Raw genomic sequence first — 15,726 nt, forward strand, 5'->3', positions numbered from 1 at the left:
ATTGACCTTTCATTACATGGGTACAGACCCATCAAAGGTTTGCAAAATTATAAAATCTCTTTCATTTATATCAATATTAATGGAATCTTTTCGGTTTTATTTTCCTGATTCTTTAGTAAATTCGTCGGATTGCGGATTTTTCAAGCTTAAATTTAGTTCATGGCATTTTCCCGGATTGATCAATTTCAAAAAATTAAAGCAAATGAATCTGAATATGATATTTGTATCATAGGTGGTGGGGCAACAGGTGCCGGTGTGGCACTGGATGCCGTATTGCGTGGTTATAAAGTTTTATTGATTGAAAAAGGGGATTTCGCTGGACAAACCTCCTCCAAATCCACCAAATTGGTTCATGGTGGTGTTCGATACTTAGAACAAGCCGTCAGAAATATTGATTGGCAGCAATTTAAAATGGTTTATAAGGCTTTACATGAACGTAAAGTGATGTTACAAAATGCGCCACATTTAGCTCATCCTTTGGCTTTATTGACTCCCTGTTATTCTTGGTGGGACCGGATTTATTATGGTATAGGTATGTGGTTGTATGATCGTATTTCCGGGGTGACCAATTTGAAAAACAGTCAAGGATTAGGCAATCAACGCATGGAACAATTAGTGCCTAATCTGAAAGTGAAAGGAATGTCTGGCGGAATTTTATATTACGATGGGCAGCTTAATGACGCGCGCTATGCCTTGGCAATTTTGCAATCGGCCGAAAAGGAAGGGGCCGCTATATTAAATTACTGTGAATTAAGTCACTTTGGTTTAAGTCCTAAAAGCTTGAAAATTAAAAAAATTCATTTCAAGGATTTAATAGCTGGGGAGGAACATGAAGTAAGCTGTAAAGTGGTAGTAAATGCCACGGGACCGTTTACTGACCATATCCGCCAACTGGCCAACCTGAAGTTGAAACCCAGAATGAAAGTTTCACGAGGCGCTCATATTGTATTAGCTAAATCTTTTTGGTCGGGGGATACCGCTTTATTAATTCCTAAAACAGATGATGGTCGGGTAGTATTCATTATACCATGGAGGGATTATGTGCTCGTTGGAACGACGGATGAACCCGATGAATTGATGGAAGATCCCAAGATCAGGGCGGAAGAAGAGGCCTATTTATTGGATTATTTTAACCGTTTTGCCTTGAACAAAGCTAGCCAAGAAGACGTTTGTTCAGGTTTCGTAGGGCAAAGACCTTTATTACAAGTAGGCCTTTCGGATGCGATGCAATCAGACACCAAGTCATTGGTCCGCGACCATGAAGTAGAAGTAGACCAACGAAGTAAATTGGTGAGCATTATGGGAGGTAAATGGACGACTTATCGTGTTATGGCAGAAGACACAATGAATGTGGTGGAAGAAGAAGTTTTACACCGCCATAAACAAAATTGTCATACCAAAGACTATGTGCTTTTTGGTGGGGAGAAAATCGATGAGATTTTTTGGAAAAAAAGAATTAAATCGCTCAATATTAGCGAATTAAGTGCCCGTCATTTGCGGGAAATATATGGATTCACTGCCTTGAAAGTATTGGAGCATTGTGAAAGAGAAAAGGGAGGATTGGAGTTAATCCATGCATCTTTGCCTTATTTACAAGGAGAATTGAATTATTTGAAAAATTATGAAATGGCGGAATGTTGGGAAGATATTTTATACCGCCGTTGGGGGATTAGTTTGAGAGATCAAGCGAAGGGGCAATTGATTAAGGACATAAAAAAAGAGGCTTTCGCCTCCTTTCATTAATATTCGTCCTCATTGAAGAAGAAGTCGTCTTTGGTTGGGTAATCAGGCCAAATCTCTTCAATGCTTTCAAAAGGTTGACCATCATCCTCTAATTCTTGCAAGTTCTCTACCACTTCTAGGGGAGATCCTGTACGAATTGCGTAGTCAATTAATTCATCTTTTGAAGCAGGCCATGGTGCATCTTCTAAATAGGAGGCAAGTTCTAGTGTCCAGTACATATGTTTAATTTTAATTCTTAAAGATTCAAATTTTTGTCCTTTTCTCTTTTAGATTCTTAAGAATCAAAGATTTATCGGACTGCAAAAGTAAAATAAAAAAATATTTATGAAAGATTTATTTTTTAAATTTTGAATAAATAAAAATAAACTGGTTTTAACGCTTATAGAGCCCTATTTTTTATGTCAGAATCCCGTACGATCTCGGTAGAAGTTTGTAGTTATTCCCTTTTTTCTTGTTTAGCGGCCGATCAGGCAGGAGCTGACCGTGTAGAATTATGTGCTTCACCATGGGAAGGAGGAACAAGTCCCTCCGCTGGTCTAGTTTTAGAAGCCTTAACTCAAACATCTTTGGGAATTCATGTGATGGTGAGAGCGCGTGGTGGTGATTTCTGTTATGATTCCAATGAAAAAAAAACGATGCTAGCCGAAATTGACCAATATCTTACTTTGGGAGTACATGGTTTGGTTATTGGGGCATTAAATCCCCATGGCGACATTGATATAAATTTTTTAAAGGAAGTCAAATACATCGTTGGTGAATCAGCTGAACTTACTTGTCATCGGGCCATTGATGTATCAAGGGAACCTTTGGAAGTGATGGAGGCTTTAATATATCTAGGATTTAAAAGAATATTAACCTCAGGTCAAAAAAACAAAGCCATGGAAGGAATTGAAGCGATAGCTACTTTGGTAGAAGCCGCTCAAGGTCGAATTCAGATCATGGCAGGCAGTGGTGTAAATCCTCAAAATTGCTTACAACTCGTAGATGCAGGTGTGGATGCCGTTCATCTTAGTGCAAGAACCACACGAGAGTCGGACATGATATACCGTAGGCCAGGTATATCGATGGGTGGAGTGGCCGAAATCTCAGAATTTGAGGTGGCTTATGCCAGTCAAGAAATTATTCGTGAAACAGTTCTTAAAATCAAAAACTGTTAATTCTCATATAATGGAGTTTCAATCCACTCTTCTTGAGGAATTCGACTCAAATCATACAAGGGAATTTGATTTCTTTGATAGGTAGGAATGGCGAAGTCGCTTTCATCAGGTCCCCCTTTTTTATAATGGTCTACCATTTTCTGGAAACGGACTTCTTCACTTTCCGAGGAGGCAGAACTGGTCGTTCCAAACTCATCAAATTCAACGGTAGCGCCCGAGATCAATGAGGCTGGCTTATTGGCAGTGCCATAATGTCTTGTATCACTGAACAAGAAATCATCTAAGGCATTTTGCTCATGTTCAAAGCCCGCAGCGATTACGGTTAGGTACAAATCTTCACCCAATTCATCATCGGTAGAGAAACCAAATTTCACCATGTCAGCTTGGTCATTGATACGCCCATTCAGGTATTCAATGATGATATTTTGTTCGCTCATGACCAAAGCATGTTCCGAACTTGTGGAAACCGTAACTAAGATGCGTTTGGCACCTTTGATTTCCTGGGAATTTAATAAAGGAGATTCTAATGCTTCCGCAATGGCTTGAAATGCACGGTCTTCGCCTTTTCCCAATGCGGAACTCATCATGGCTTGCCCTGCATTTTTTAATACCTTTTTAACGTCCATAAAGTCCGTATTGATATCTCCAGGTTTGGCAATAACGTCTACTACACTTTTTACGGCTTTAGCAAGAACATCATCTGCTTTCGCAAAAGCATCTTTGACAGCCAGTTTCTCATAAATTTGAGCTAGCTTATCATTCATTACCACTAAGACAGTGTCACAATAGGTTTTTAATTCTTGAATTCCTGTTAAGGCATACTGGATTTTTTCCCGACCTTCCCAAGCATAAGGGGCAGTCACCACAGCCACCGTTAATAAACCTCTTTTTCTAGCAATTTCAGCTACGACTGGGGCAGCTCCTGTTCCTGTACCTCCTCCCATACCTGCGGTAATGAAAAGCATTTCAGTACCATTGGTTAATACGGCATTAATCTTATCAATACTGTCTAATGCAGCTAATTTCCCTACCTCTGGATCTGTTCCTGCACCAAGACCTTGTTCCCCTAATTTGATTTTCGTCTTAACAGGGTTCGAGGCCAAGGCTTGCGAATCTGTGTTGCAAATAATCAAATCCGCTCCCTTAATCTTCATGTTGTCCATGTGGCGAACCGCATTGGAGCCACCACCACCAATACCAATAACTTTGATGATGGATTTGAAAGATGATTCAGGAACAATTTCCATTTTATGATCGAAAAAGGAAGGGTTCTGGTTATTCATAATGTATTATGCTTTTAGGGGATAATCGAAATAAATGTAATCTAAAACGTAGGATTTTAATCTTTACCCCAGCGCCATTCATTACCTAGCTCTAAATCTCTTCTCAAATTTTGTTTGATGAAGAAATCACGAGTGGAGTAAAAATCTAGTTTTTTTGCTGGAATAGATTGGGCATTGGCCACACCGTATAACAACATGGCTGTGTATTTTACGGTATTTTCTAATTCAATTTTGTTGACTAAATCAAACGAGTCACAGTTAGCATGATAACAATCTAAAACCCTTTTTTCTAATCGGCCTATCGGTGCACTCGCTGGAATTCCTTCCAATAAAAACGACTGATGATCAGAGTGTAATCCAGCACTATTACTAATTTCATTTCCAAAAGCAGGATCAATCGACTTGATTTTATTGCCAATTTCTTTTAACAAAGCCACTAACTCGTCTCTTCCTCCTGCATTGAACCCAGAAACATTGTTTGTCATATCCAAATTAATCATGTACACGATTTCATCAATTTCACCCGTCTTTTTGGCTCTTTCGATGTAGGCTTTAGAACCTAGCAATCCTTCTTCTTCACCCATGAAAGCGACAAATTCAATCGTTCTTTTGTTTTTTAAGCCCAATGCCTTGAATGTTCTGGCGATATCTATGACCGAAAAAGAACCAATGCCATTGTCAATGGCACCCGTGGATAAATCCCAAGAATCTAAGTGACCACCAATGATGATTTTCTCCTTGCGGTATTTTTTATTATCGCCTTTCAACGTAGCCACTACATTGCGAGCTTTAATTGGTTTACTCACATTGTGCATTTCGATTAAACTCAATAGTCCGGGTTGCTCCAACATCCATTTACGGATTTCAACACCACTTTCCCAACTGATACACACGGCAGGGATGGATATTAAATTTCCAGTAACCGAGGCGGTACCTGTTAATAAAATTTGTCCTTTGACTGTATTAACAAAAATCACCCCAATGGCTCCGTATTGAATGGCTAATGCCGTTTTTTCTGAACGATGCAAGTTTTTTTGGCCAGGTTTAGGGTCAATCAATCCAATATTCATCACCGCTACCTTACCCTTGATTTGCTCTTTTTTTAATTCAAAATCTACATCAAGACCATTACCTAAGTCCACCATGGCTCCTGTAATATTCGCTTCTACAGGTGTCATAGCCAATGATACGACAGGGACTTCTCTGAAATCATCGGATTTAGGAGGGGCAATGGAAAGTGTTACGGTATCTCTTGCCCAAGCTTCTACTTGGAAACCTTGAAATTTAGTATCTCGAAAACCATATTTCTTGAAGAGATTAAAAGCAAATTCTTCGGCTTTTTTCCCTTTCTCGCTGCCAGTCAAGCGATGACCTAAGGTTTGACAGGCAGTACCTAATGAAGTATAAGCCAAGGAATTTTGATCAACCTCATCTTTGATGCGCTTAAATACCGACTCTAAACTCTCTTCCCCACCAATAGTAGGGGAGAAGCCAAAAGAAGTGATTAAGAAAACAAAGACAAGGATGGATAATATACTTTTCTTCATGGATTAGTTTAAATAGGATGAAGGCTTACGATTCAGAAATTTACTTTTTTTTGAGCAAAATACCAATTCGTTTCCAGAGGATTTTATATAAATGGATATTTAAGGAAGCAAGCACTCCATACTACCCGACTTTTTCAAAAGTTTACACCAAAACTCCTTTTCTTTTTCTGGAATCGCCTTTCCACCGTAGTAATTTTTAACCCTTGCCACTGCTTGATCGACTAACTTTTTATCTAAATCAATTAATACCTCTAGGTAGATAAATCGAGCAGCGATTTGTAGAGGTTTTAAACCAATGGCCTTTAATCCATTTTTTAATCGTTGGATTCGTTCCGGACTGTAGGTTCTAGCACGGCCACTATATAAACTAGTCATGATGGTATTTTCTGCGGTTTGCTTGACTTCCAAACTATCAAATTTACTTTCGTAGTTTTTTAAATGAGTTATGAAATGCTGGAATAGGGCATTGTCGTCGTCCATCATAACTTTTTGGATCAGCAAAAAACTGGTTTGTCCTTCAAACTCCTCCGGCTTAAACAATTGAACTAAGTCATTGACCAAAGCCACATTTTTCAGGGTATCCAAACTTAAGCGTGTGAAATAGGCAGCTGAAATCATATTTTCTTTATTCCTTTCCCCTGCCGTATATCGTTCAAGTAATTGCGATTGGTTCTGCATCGGATTTTTAGCGGCATCCAACAATTTGATAATGCCATTCACAGAATTTGTCGATTCACCCACGGGCTCAATATTCCAAACTTTTCCTTGAGGAGAAAAAACGATAAAGGAAGGGGTCGATGGAATGAAAATTTTGCGGGAACGTAAAAAAGCATTGTTTTCACGTTTACTCAAATCTAACTGATAAGCATGGAAATTTTTGTCCAAATACGCCTTGATAGTCGGTAAACTTAAGGTTTTGTCGTAAGCGATACAATGCGAACATGAGGGTAAAAATGCTTCAAAAAAAACAGGTTTGTTTTCCTTAGCGGCTTTATTAAATATTTCTTCAAAGGAAATAAAGGGTCTAAAAGATTTATTTTGATCAATTTTTTGTGCCAAAGTGGGTTGTAAGAGGCACACACAAAGTAAAAGTATCCAAGAAGATAGGCGCATAAAAGGTATTTTTTTTCAAAAATACATCATCCTGCCCAATTTTCTCTATCTAAATTTCGATAGGTAATAGCTTCTGCTATGTGTTCGGAGAAAATATTCTCCGACTTTGCCAAATCGGCAATCGTACGAGCTACTTTACGAATTTTGTCATAAGCTCTGGCAGATAGTTGAAGTTTGTCCATTGCTACAGATAATAATTGTTGGGATGGCTCATCCAGATGGCAAAATTCATTGACTTGCTGACTGGACATCATGGCATTGGAGTGGATTTTGGGATATGGGATGAATCGATTTTGTTGAATAATTCTGGCATCAATTACCCTTTTTCGTACGTGTTCACTTGATTCGGCAGCTCTTTCCTTGCTCATTTCTTCAAAATGCACGGGCACAATTTCTATGTGCATATCAATTCGATCCAGTAAAGGCCCCGAAATACGATTTAAATAGCGTTGAACTTGACCTGGGCCACAAACACAGTCTTTATTGGGGTGGTTATAGTACCCGCATGGACAAGGATTCATGCTTGCGACCAACATAAAATTAGCAGGAAACTCCAAGGACCATTTGGCTCTCGAAATAAACACTTTGCGATCCTCCAAAGGTTGCCGCATGACTTCTAACGCATTTCTATTGAATTCCGGAAGTTCGTCTAGAAATAAGACACCATGGTGAGCTAATGATATTTCTCCTGGCTGCGGAAATGACCCACCTCCTACCAAAGCCGCATTGGAAATCGTATGGTGCGGACATCTGAAAGGACGATGAGTCAACAAGGAATGTTTACCCATTAATTTACCTGCTACCGAATGAATTTTAGTTACTTCCAAGGCTTCAGTTAAAGAAAATGGAGGAAGAATTGTCGGTAACCTTTTCGCCAACATCGTTTTTCCTGCTCCTGGAGGTCCAATCATAATCAAGTTATGCCCCCCAGCAGCAGCAATTTCAAAGGCCCTTTTTACGCTTTCCTGCCCCTGAACTTGAGAAAAATCTACATCAAATTGGTCATGAGTTTGATTGAATAAGGCATGAACATTAACTTGAGTAGGTTCTAAGGCTATTTTTCCCCGGATAAATTGTATCGTTTCCCTCAGATGGCTGAGTCCAAATACCTCAATACCCTCAACCATAGCAGCTTCTATGGCATTTTCTTCAGGTAAGATAAGCTTTGAAATACCTCGGCTTTTTGCCTCTAATGCTATGGGTAAGGCTCCTTTTATAGGCCGAATAGTGCCATCTAGGGCCAGTTCGCCCATAATCACATAGTCTTCCAATCCTTTTAACTCGACCTGCTCGGATGCTTCTAAAATAGATAAGGCAATGGGTAAATCATAGGCTGATCCTTCCTTTCGAATGTCTGCTGGTGCTAGATTTATGATGACTTTTCTTCTCGGGAAAAAGAAGCCATTATTTTTTAAAGCGGATTCTACTCGTTGGATGGATTCTTTGATGGTGGAATCTGGAAGTCCTACTAAATAACATTTACTTCCTTGTCCTACATGTGTTTCAATGGTGATGAGGTTGGCAGATACACCGAAAACGGCGCATCCATAGGTTTTGGCTAACATGGCTTTTTGTTAGGCAAATTAGCAGAAAAGCATGTATGACTTAATCAGTTAAGTGGACATTGTCAGCATTTACCAAAAGCTTGATTTTTTTTCCAAAAACCAAGGGGAAATTTTGCGCAATATGTCCCGATGGAAATTCAAAGGCAATGGGAAACTGGCTGTTTGCCGTATGCTCTAGAATAATTTGATTAACATTTTTACCCACACTCAGGCCTGCTTCTTTGCAGTCACTAAAACCACCAACAATCAGACCCGCTAAATGATCCAATAATCCAGCTCTTTTTAGTTGTAAGACCATGCGGTCAATATGATATAAATTTTCGCCCACATCTTCCAACAATAATATCTTTCCTTTGAAATCCGGAAGACTTTGACTGCCTATCAGGTGTACAATCAAGGATAAATTTCCTCCTACGATTTCTGCCTCTACATGACCCATTCTATTCTCTGGTTCGGAAGGAATATCAATCTGAATTTTTCCTTCAAATAGGAAATTTCTGAGATTTTCCAAAGCTTCATCTCCACCTACTTGGCAGAAATTATGCGGCATAGGGCCATGTATGCTAGCTATTCCGAGTTGAGTTACATGATTCAGAATGGCTGTTATATCGGAGAAACCGATGATCCACTTAGGATGTAGTAGGAACTTTTCAAAATTTAAACGGTCTAAAATTCGGCTGGAACCATATCCTCCTCGAATGGGGAAAATAGCTTTAATCTTAGGGTCATCCAGCGCTAATTGAAAATCACTCAATCGTTCTTCATCACTTCCCCCAAATCCAAAATAGTGCGATAAGGCATTAGGAGCTAATCGGACTTTCAAGCCCCAAGATTCTAATATTTCCACTCCTTGCTTCCACTGATCACTCTTTGGATGAGAGGCAGGAGATACCAAAATCACTTCATCGCCGGGACGTAAGAAAGGAGGAGTTTTCATATTTGTTAGAATGGTAGACAAATATGAATTATTTTTCCCTTTAACCCAAGGCTTAATTTTCGTATTATTGCAAAAAATATCCCTGTTTGACTACTCCAAAGACAAATAAAATCCTAGACTTGGTTCATCCATGTTACAACCCTCATTCGGGCTGGGCAGAGGATTTAATTCGTCATTATAACTTATTTATGTCACGTATTCCATCCGATGTAGAAGTACATGTCTATGTGGTAGATGATGGAAGTAAACATGGGGTGCATTCAGTGGATATTGAGACTTTACAACAAGCAATCCCTCATTTCACCTTCATTCCTTTAAGTCAAAACCTAGGAAAAGGAGGGGCATTAAGGCATGCCATTCGTCAGTGTCAAGGAGATTTGGTGATCTATACCGATGCGGATTATCCTTACAGGATGGAAAATGCCTGGGAAATGTACCGAAGGTTAGACCAGGGACAAGCCGATGTGGTAGTCGGGGTTCGCGATGAGCAATATTATGACCAACTACCATTTCGAAGGAAGATTTTTTCACTTTCGCTCAAATTGATGAATTATTTGTTTTTCCCTAGCTTAAAAGTGAAAGATACGCAGTCAGGATTGAAGGGATTTAATGCCAAAGGGAAAGAAATTTTTCTAAAGACAACAATTTCCGCATTTCTGTTTGATATGGAATTTTTGGTTTTAGTGTCTAAGCAAAAGGATATTCAGATGGATTGGATTTATGTGCAGGTGCGAGAAGGGATACATTTTTCTACCATGAAGCCTAAAACCATTTTAACCGAATTATTCAATTTTGTTTCTATCTTAATCCGAGGCGTCTTTTTTAAATGAAACAAGCTCCTGCCATTTTATTGACCATTGATGTAGAAGAATGCGATATTCCTTTGGAGTATGGTTATACAATGGATTTGGACGAACAATTAGAACAATCAAGAAAGGGTTTGGAGGAATTCATGTCTGTTATCACTCAGACCCAAGTTCCTTGCACGGTATTTTGTACGGGAGTTTATGCGAAACACAATCCTGAATGGATCAAAGGATTAGATGCCCAGCATGAATTGGCTTCTCATGGATTTTATCACAGTAAGTTTGATCCGAAAACGGACCTGCTGTCTTCCCGAGTACTTTTGGAAGAACTTAGCGGAAGAAAGGTAGTAGGTTTTAGAATGGCTAGAATGCAGCATGTTGAAGAATCAGATATAGTACAAGCAGGTTATAAGTACCATTCTTCCTTGAATCCAACTTGGATCCCGGGTAGATATAATCACTTAAAGGCTTCCAAGTTACCGTTTTATGAAAAGGGGCTTTGGAACATCCCCGCATCAGTTACTCCGAATTTCAGGATTCCATTATTTTGGTTAGCATTTAAAAACTTTCCATTGTTTGCCTACCAGCAAATGTGCAAAGAAACCTTAAAGAAGCATGGTTTTTTGAATCTATATTTTCATCCTTGGGAATTCGCAGATTTATCGAAATACCCATTACCGGCACATGTGAGTCGTGGTTCAAAAGGAGCGTTGGTTTCCAAATTGAAATCCTTGATTTTGTATTTGCAAAAGGAAGGCTTGGGGGAGTTTATGACCATCGAAAATTTTGTTACGCAATTAGAAAATGGAAAATAAACCTGCATTTTATGCTCGTTACGAGGTCTTATTAGGTCTATGGTTCATAGCTGGACTTTTTACAGGGATTAAACAATATAATCTCGGGGAGCTTCACTCTCACATCAATAATTTCATCATATTTAAGTCGAGCTACGGTCACTTCATCCAAAGAATGCCTTTGTACCTTGAATATCCGAAGGAATATTTCGATCTATACTTGTACGGTCCCATTTTTGCTATTTTGATGGCGCCATTTGCTTTCTTACCTACAGGCATTAGTGTGACGGTTTGGAATGTGATAAATGCTTTAGTCCTTTTTTCAGCTGTTTGGAATTTGCCATTGGATCAAAAAAAGCGGGTAGCTATATCTTGGATCATCTTGAATTCCACTGTAACGGCTTTATTGAATACCCAATTTCATCCATTGTGTATCGCGCTAATTTTGTGGTCTTATATCTGCATTAATAGGGGACAGGATGCTTGGGCTGCCCTTTGGATTGTATTAGGTATTTGTATCAAGTTATATGGAGTAGTCGGGCTAGCCTTTTTCTTTTTTTCTAAAAAACCACTTCGATTGGCGGGATATTTAATTTTTTGGATGTTGTTAATCTTATTACTTCCTATGTTATTGGGAGGTTGGGACTATGGGATGTCTACCTACATGGGCTGGAAAGAGGTTTTGTCGCACAAAAATGAGTTAAATGTAGACATTCGAAACTTACGTACAGATGTATGCGTCATGGGGATGTTTCGTCGATGGACAGGAGACGGTACTCTGTCCAATTTATGGTTTTTGATTCCTTCGATGATATTAAATGTGTATGTCTTTTTCCAAGTTAAAAAATGGAAGGATTTATCTTTTCAACTGAGAATCTTGGCTTTTGTGAGTATTTATTTGATGTTGGCAAGTACAGGAACGGAGTCACCTACTTTAATTATGGCCTTTCCGGGAGTAGGCATCTGGTTTGTTTTGGGAGAGAAAACGAAATCTCGATGGGCTTTGTTGCTGCTAACTTTATTGATTTCTAGTTTTTCCCCGACGGATTTATTTCCCCAATGGCTTAGAAATGAATGGGTCAATCCATTGGGGCTGATGATTTTGCCCTTGTTATTGGTTTGGTTGGCAATTGCCTGGGATTTAGTCAAACTAGGACCTAAAGAAATACCACGTCTTTAATTAAATCAGATTTGGCGTGTTTATTGATGAGTTCTATCATCTTCTGTTTGGCCATCATGAGTTCTTTTTTGAGTGGAGCAGAATTAATTTGTAAAAAGAGCTTTTGTTGGTGTACATAGACCTTCTGGGTACGTGCAGCGATGGGTTTTCCCATGATTTCTTCCCAGTGCGCACTGACAAAGGTTTCCTCGTACTTTCCTTGTATTTGGTAGACTTTCAGCATGGACTCGATCACCTCCTTCAAAGAATGGCTAGATTCTTTGCGAGTTGAGGGTTTAAGTCGTTTTGGATAAAAGGGAGAATCCATGTGATAAAAGGTTGTTTTAGAGTTTAAAGTTAGAATTTTTAAAGAGGACTTTCGTCGATTTAACGGTTTAAATTAATTTTTTTTCATTTTTTTTTAATTTTTTAATTCTCGAAAAAGTACCTAATAAAGTGACGTATTTAGTTTAAAATATCAGGATAGTACAATAGGTACCCTAGTGATATGAAAAAAATGAGAACTTTTTAGATAAACCCGTGTAAAAATTAATTAAGAATTGCATTACTTTTGCCTTTACTGAAAAAAACAGCGGACGCTTAGAAATCTATGAAAACTGCTACGTTGTATTTTCGCGAGTTTTATTTTTAAATAATTCTTTAACCCCAAATTACCAAACTAATGAGTACACAACAACCAAAGCCAGCTGCTAAGCCAGCTGCACCCGAAAAAAAATCTGGCGGAATTTCTGCAGGTTTAATTCTTGTCATTCTATTCGTCATTGCATTATTGATTTTCCAATTCATTATGGGTGATGGCTCTCACTTCGAAGGTGGAACCAATGAAGGTCACCCAATTCCAGGCGATTACTTTGGTATCGTGTACAAAGGTGGTGTGATTGTGCCCGTGTTAATGACTTGTTTCTTGACAGCTTTAACATTCTCAATTGAGCGTTTAGTTACAATTGGTAAAGCAAAAGGAACTGGTGATGTTAACGCATTCGTTCGTGGTATCCAAGCAGCTCTAGACAAAGATGATGTTGAAGGCGCTTTGAAAGCTTGCGAAAAGCAAAAAGGTTCAGTAGGAAACGTAACTCTTTCTGCTGTTAAAAAGTATAAGCAATTGATTACTGATGGTTCTTTAGATAAAGAGCAAAAATTATCAGCATTAAGCAAAGAAGTTGAAGAAGCTACTTCATTGGAATTACCCATGTTGGAGAAAAACTTAACTATCATTGCAACATTAGCGTCAGTATCAACTTTATTGGGTCTATTAGGAACGGTAGTTGGTATGATTAAGGCGTTCTCTGCATTAGGTAACTCAGGAGGATCAACAGATGCATCTGCTTTGGCAAACGGTATCTCTGAGGCTCTTGTAAATACTGCATTAGGTATTGGTACTTCAGCTATCTGTATCATCGCTTACAACGTTTTCACATCTAAAATTGATGAGTTGACTTACAGCATTGATGAGATTGGTTTGAGCGTTAACCAAAACTATGCTACGCATCACAATTAATATTTGAACCAATGCGGAATGATTTTTTCATTCTGATTTTTCATTTTTTTCACCGTTCAAAATAAAATTGTTATGCCAAAAGTTAAAGCCAAACGACATAGTGTTTCACTCGATATGACAGCGATGTGTGACGTGGCTTTTCTTCTGCTTACGTTCTTCATGTTAACCGCGAAGTTCCGTCCAGAAGAGGCAGTTACGATTACACCACCATCATCTATTTCAGAGAAAGCTCTGAATGCGAAAGATGGTATGTTAACCATCAGTGTTTCCAATGAGGGAGGGGTTTATTTGGCAACTGATGATCAAATGGCTAGGGAATTTATGTTAGAGCGCATGGCTAATCGCTATGGAGTTGCTTTAACAGGCGAAATGAAGAAGAACTACATGAGTTCTGAAATCGTCGGATACCCAGCTGGTGCGATGCGTCAGGTGTTGAATATGAAACCTTCTGAAGCTAAGGATAAAGGATTTATAAAAGGTATACCTATTGATTCATCTAACAATGAGTTATCCTATTGGGTAGGCTATGCCAAATTATCCAATCCAGAGTTGAAGGTTGCCATCAAAGGAGATCAAAATTCGAGCTACAAAGTATTTGCTGATATCATCGGTACCTTGCAAGCCCAGAATATTAATATCTTCCAGTTGATTACATCTCCTGAGAATAAACCAAAATAATTTACATTCTAATTCGAAAAAGAAATGGCAGAAATAGATAGCTCCGGTGGGGGTAAGAAAGGCGGGAAGAAGCGAAGTAAAAAAATGTCAACCAAAATTGACATGACACCGATGGTGGACTTAGGCTTTCTTCTTATCACTTTCTTTATGTTGACGACTACGTTGGCAAAGCCCGTTACCATGCAATTAAACATGCCTGATAAAACGGATACAAAGGAAACATCACCTGTAAAATTGTCAGAAACACTAACTGTGTGTCCTGACGAGAATAAGGTGTATTACTACCAAGGTATCCCAACTGAAGCAGGCACCAAGTTAGAGGTGACCGATTATTCTGACACGGGAATCCGTAAAGTTATCACGGATTTAAAGGCTAAAGTTGGTAGCAACTTTACTCTGGTAATTAAGCCAACCAAAAAAGCGAAATACCGTAATATGGTAGATATGCTGGATGAGTGTGCAATTACTAATAACAAGCGTTATGCATTATTAGAAATTGATCCAGATACTGAAGCTTTAATCAAACGTTCAGGAAAGTAATTTGGTCAAAAGCCTTTTAAATTAATTTTTAAATAACATAAACTATGTCACAAGTAATAAGCCAAGATGCTACATTAGATGACATTATCTTTAAAGATAAGAACCGGGAGTATGGTGCTTTTCTTTTGAGGACAACGTATCCTAAGGTCATCAAGCGGTCTGTATTACTAGGCTCAGCACTTTTTGTTGGTGCATTGTTATTGGCAGCATTCTGGAAACAGTTAACTGCCTCTAATTCTGAGAAAACAGAGGTGACAGCCGAAGTAATGAAATTGGACACTCCACCACCTGCTAAGAAGGTCGAGTTGCCACCGCCACCACCGCCGCCACCACCGAAAGAAATTCCTAAGGTGACGACAACTAAATTCTTGCCTCCTGAAATCAAACATGATGAAGAGGTAACTAAGCCTGAGCCACCACCAGAAGAGGTACGTGGTAACACAGCTAGTGAAACAGTTAAAGGTGAAACGGAGAATTACGAACCTCCCGTAGATCCAGATGCTAAAGGAAAAGAAGAGCCAGTTGAGCCACCAAAACCTGCTGAAGAGGAAATCTTTACAGCGGTAGAGCAACAAGCAGAATTCCCAGGTGGACCTGCGGCTTTCGGACGTTTCTTGCAGAAAAACTTGAAGTATCCATCTGCTGCTCAACGTGCTAACGTAGGCGGTAAGGTATATGTACAATTCGTTGTGAATACGGATGGTACTATCCAAGATGTAACTGTATTGAAATCTGTAGGGTTTGGTTGCGACGAAGAAGCAATGCGTGTAATTAAGTCTGTACCAAAATGGACGCCTGGTAAGCAATCAGGTCGTGCGGTACGCTCTCGATTCACTCAGCCGATTACGTTCGTACTTTCCGAATAATCGATTTCCCATTCATTTT

At 39.0% G+C, this 15,726-nt stretch carries 16 protein-coding genes; 9 read left to right on the forward strand and 7 right to left on the reverse strand.

All coding sequences use genetic code 11. The annotated features are described in order from the left end of the window. Positions 1-159 precede the first annotated feature (159 nt). On the forward strand, positions 160-1,743 hold the full coding sequence (locus U0R11_RS02630) for a glycerol-3-phosphate dehydrogenase/oxidase (protein WP_406749665.1): 1,584 nt from the start codon (positions 160-162) through the stop codon (positions 1,741-1,743). Here U0R11_RS02630 and U0R11_RS02635 read toward each other — a convergent pair. Continuing rightward, positions 1,740-1,961: a DUF2795 domain-containing protein gene (locus U0R11_RS02635; protein ID WP_109324052.1), complete on the reverse strand. Its 222-nt coding sequence runs from the start codon at positions 1,959-1,961 to the stop codon at positions 1,740-1,742. The two genes, U0R11_RS02630 and U0R11_RS02635, sit on opposite strands and share 4 nt — an antisense overlap. A 180-nt stretch (positions 1,962-2,141) precedes the next feature. On the opposite strand from U0R11_RS02635, the gene U0R11_RS02640 reads away from it, so the two are divergent. Beyond that, complete coding sequence (locus U0R11_RS02640; RefSeq protein ID WP_406749666.1) at positions 2,142-2,900, forward strand: copper homeostasis protein CutC; 759 nt, start codon at positions 2,142-2,144, stop codon at positions 2,898-2,900. Here the strand turns inward: U0R11_RS02640 and ftsZ are convergent. From ftsZ to U0R11_RS02665, 5 genes are all read right to left on the reverse strand, one after another. Continuing rightward, on the reverse strand, positions 2,897-4,183 hold the full coding sequence (gene ftsZ, locus U0R11_RS02645) for a cell division protein FtsZ (RefSeq protein ID WP_406749667.1): 1,287 nt from the start codon (positions 4,181-4,183) through the stop codon (positions 2,897-2,899). The genes U0R11_RS02640 and ftsZ overlap by 4 nt on opposite strands. A gap of 56 nt (positions 4,184-4,239) precedes the next feature. Continuing rightward, entirely contained in the window at positions 4,240-5,730 is a 1,491-nt protein-coding gene (locus U0R11_RS02650) for a M20/M25/M40 family metallo-hydrolase (protein ID WP_406749668.1), read from the reverse strand. Between the two features lie 99 nt (positions 5,731-5,829). Continuing rightward, a complete protein-coding gene (locus U0R11_RS02655; RefSeq protein WP_406749669.1) occupies positions 5,830-6,843 on the reverse strand; it encodes a hypothetical protein in 1,014 nt (337 codons plus the stop codon). Between the two features lie 26 nt (positions 6,844-6,869). Beyond that, a complete protein-coding gene (locus U0R11_RS02660; protein WP_406749670.1) occupies positions 6,870-8,408 on the reverse strand; it encodes a YifB family Mg chelatase-like AAA ATPase in 1,539 nt (512 codons plus the stop codon). A 40-nt stretch (positions 8,409-8,448) separates the two neighbouring features. Then, positions 8,449-9,345: a S66 peptidase family protein gene (locus tag U0R11_RS02665; protein WP_406749671.1), complete on the reverse strand. Its 897-nt coding sequence runs from the start codon at positions 9,343-9,345 to the stop codon at positions 8,449-8,451. Positions 9,346-9,464: 119 nt separating this feature from the next. On the opposite strand from U0R11_RS02665, the gene U0R11_RS02670 reads away from it, so the two are divergent. From U0R11_RS02670 to U0R11_RS02680, 3 genes are read left to right on the forward strand one after another with little or no spacing between them, the layout of a single operon-like run. Beyond that, positions 9,465-10,175 (forward strand): glycosyltransferase family 2 protein, encoded by a 711-nt coding sequence (locus tag U0R11_RS02670; RefSeq protein ID WP_406749672.1) that lies wholly within the window; start codon positions 9,465-9,467, stop codon positions 10,173-10,175. Continuing rightward, positions 10,172-10,966 (forward strand): polysaccharide deacetylase family protein, encoded by a 795-nt coding sequence (locus tag U0R11_RS02675; RefSeq protein WP_406749673.1) that lies wholly within the window; start codon positions 10,172-10,174, stop codon positions 10,964-10,966. The genes U0R11_RS02670 and U0R11_RS02675 overlap by 4 nt, the downstream gene beginning before the upstream one ends. Then, the gene (locus tag U0R11_RS02680; protein ID WP_406749674.1) at positions 10,956-12,125 is read left to right on the forward strand and encodes a glycosyltransferase family 87 protein; all 1,170 of its coding nucleotides are present in this window, start codon (positions 10,956-10,958) and stop codon (positions 12,123-12,125) included. Before U0R11_RS02675 ends, U0R11_RS02680 begins: the two co-directional genes overlap by 11 nt. Here U0R11_RS02680 and U0R11_RS02685 read toward each other — a convergent pair. Beyond that, positions 12,103-12,432, reverse strand: coding sequence for a DUF721 domain-containing protein (locus tag U0R11_RS02685; RefSeq protein WP_166374532.1), 330 nt, complete (start codon positions 12,430-12,432; stop codon positions 12,103-12,105). The genes U0R11_RS02680 and U0R11_RS02685 overlap by 23 nt on opposite strands. A gap of 354 nt (positions 12,433-12,786) precedes the next feature. On the opposite strand from U0R11_RS02685, the gene U0R11_RS02690 reads away from it, so the two are divergent. The 4 genes from U0R11_RS02690 to U0R11_RS02705 all read left to right on the forward strand — a co-directional run bounded on the left by U0R11_RS02690 (position 12,787) and on the right by U0R11_RS02705 (position 15,707). Then, positions 12,787-13,623, forward strand: a complete 837-nt coding sequence (locus tag U0R11_RS02690; RefSeq protein ID WP_406749675.1) for a MotA/TolQ/ExbB proton channel family protein — start codon at positions 12,787-12,789, stop codon at positions 13,621-13,623. A gap of 72 nt (positions 13,624-13,695) precedes the next feature. Then, entirely contained in the window at positions 13,696-14,301 is a 606-nt protein-coding gene (locus U0R11_RS02695) for an ExbD/TolR family protein (protein WP_406749676.1), read from the forward strand. Between the two features lie 24 nt (positions 14,302-14,325). Then, entirely contained in the window at positions 14,326-14,841 is a 516-nt protein-coding gene (locus U0R11_RS02700; RefSeq protein WP_166231856.1) for an ExbD/TolR family protein, read from the forward strand. 125 nt (positions 14,842-14,966) lie between these two features. Continuing rightward, a complete protein-coding gene (locus U0R11_RS02705; RefSeq protein WP_406749677.1) occupies positions 14,967-15,707 on the forward strand; it encodes an energy transducer TonB in 741 nt (246 codons plus the stop codon). Positions 15,708-15,726 lie beyond the last annotated feature (19 nt).

The sequence above is a fragment of the Aquirufa salirivi genome (genome assembly GCF_045310485.1).
Lineage (GTDB): Bacteria > Bacteroidota > Bacteroidia > Cytophagales > Spirosomataceae > Aquirufa > Aquirufa salirivi.

What these genes read in the sequence shown, in the direction of transcription:
- U0R11_RS02630 (WP_406749665.1), top strand. Translation starts at nt 160, where the DNA reads ATGGCATTTTCCCGGATTGATCAATTTCAAAAAATTAAAGCAAATGAA.
- U0R11_RS02635 (WP_109324052.1), bottom strand. Translation starts at nt 1,961, where the DNA reads ATGTACTGGACACTAGAACTTGCCTCCTATTTAGAAGATGCACCATGG.
- U0R11_RS02640 (WP_406749666.1), top strand. Translation starts at nt 2,142, where the DNA reads ATGTCAGAATCCCGTACGATCTCGGTAGAAGTTTGTAGTTATTCCCTT.
- ftsZ (WP_406749667.1), bottom strand. Translation starts at nt 4,183, where the DNA reads ATGAATAACCAGAACCCTTCCTTTTTCGATCATAAAATGGAAATTGTT.
- U0R11_RS02650 (WP_406749668.1), bottom strand. Translation starts at nt 5,730, where the DNA reads ATGAAGAAAAGTATATTATCCATCCTTGTCTTTGTTTTCTTAATCACT.
- U0R11_RS02655 (WP_406749669.1), bottom strand. Translation starts at nt 6,843, where the DNA reads ATGCGCCTATCTTCTTGGATACTTTTACTTTGTGTGTGCCTCTTACAA.
- U0R11_RS02660 (WP_406749670.1), bottom strand. Translation starts at nt 8,408, where the DNA reads ATGTTAGCCAAAACCTATGGATGCGCCGTTTTCGGTGTATCTGCCAAC.
- U0R11_RS02665 (WP_406749671.1), bottom strand. Translation starts at nt 9,345, where the DNA reads ATGAAAACTCCTCCTTTCTTACGTCCCGGCGATGAAGTGATTTTGGTA.
- U0R11_RS02675 (WP_406749673.1), top strand. Translation starts at nt 10,172, where the DNA reads ATGAAACAAGCTCCTGCCATTTTATTGACCATTGATGTAGAAGAATGC.
- U0R11_RS02680 (WP_406749674.1), top strand. Translation starts at nt 10,956, where the DNA reads ATGGAAAATAAACCTGCATTTTATGCTCGTTACGAGGTCTTATTAGGT.
- U0R11_RS02685 (WP_166374532.1), bottom strand. Translation starts at nt 12,432, where the DNA reads ATGGATTCTCCCTTTTATCCAAAACGACTTAAACCCTCAACTCGCAAA.
- U0R11_RS02690 (WP_406749675.1), top strand. Translation starts at nt 12,787, where the DNA reads ATGAGTACACAACAACCAAAGCCAGCTGCTAAGCCAGCTGCACCCGAA.
- U0R11_RS02695 (WP_406749676.1), top strand. Translation starts at nt 13,696, where the DNA reads ATGCCAAAAGTTAAAGCCAAACGACATAGTGTTTCACTCGATATGACA.
- U0R11_RS02700 (WP_166231856.1), top strand. Translation starts at nt 14,326, where the DNA reads ATGGCAGAAATAGATAGCTCCGGTGGGGGTAAGAAAGGCGGGAAGAAG.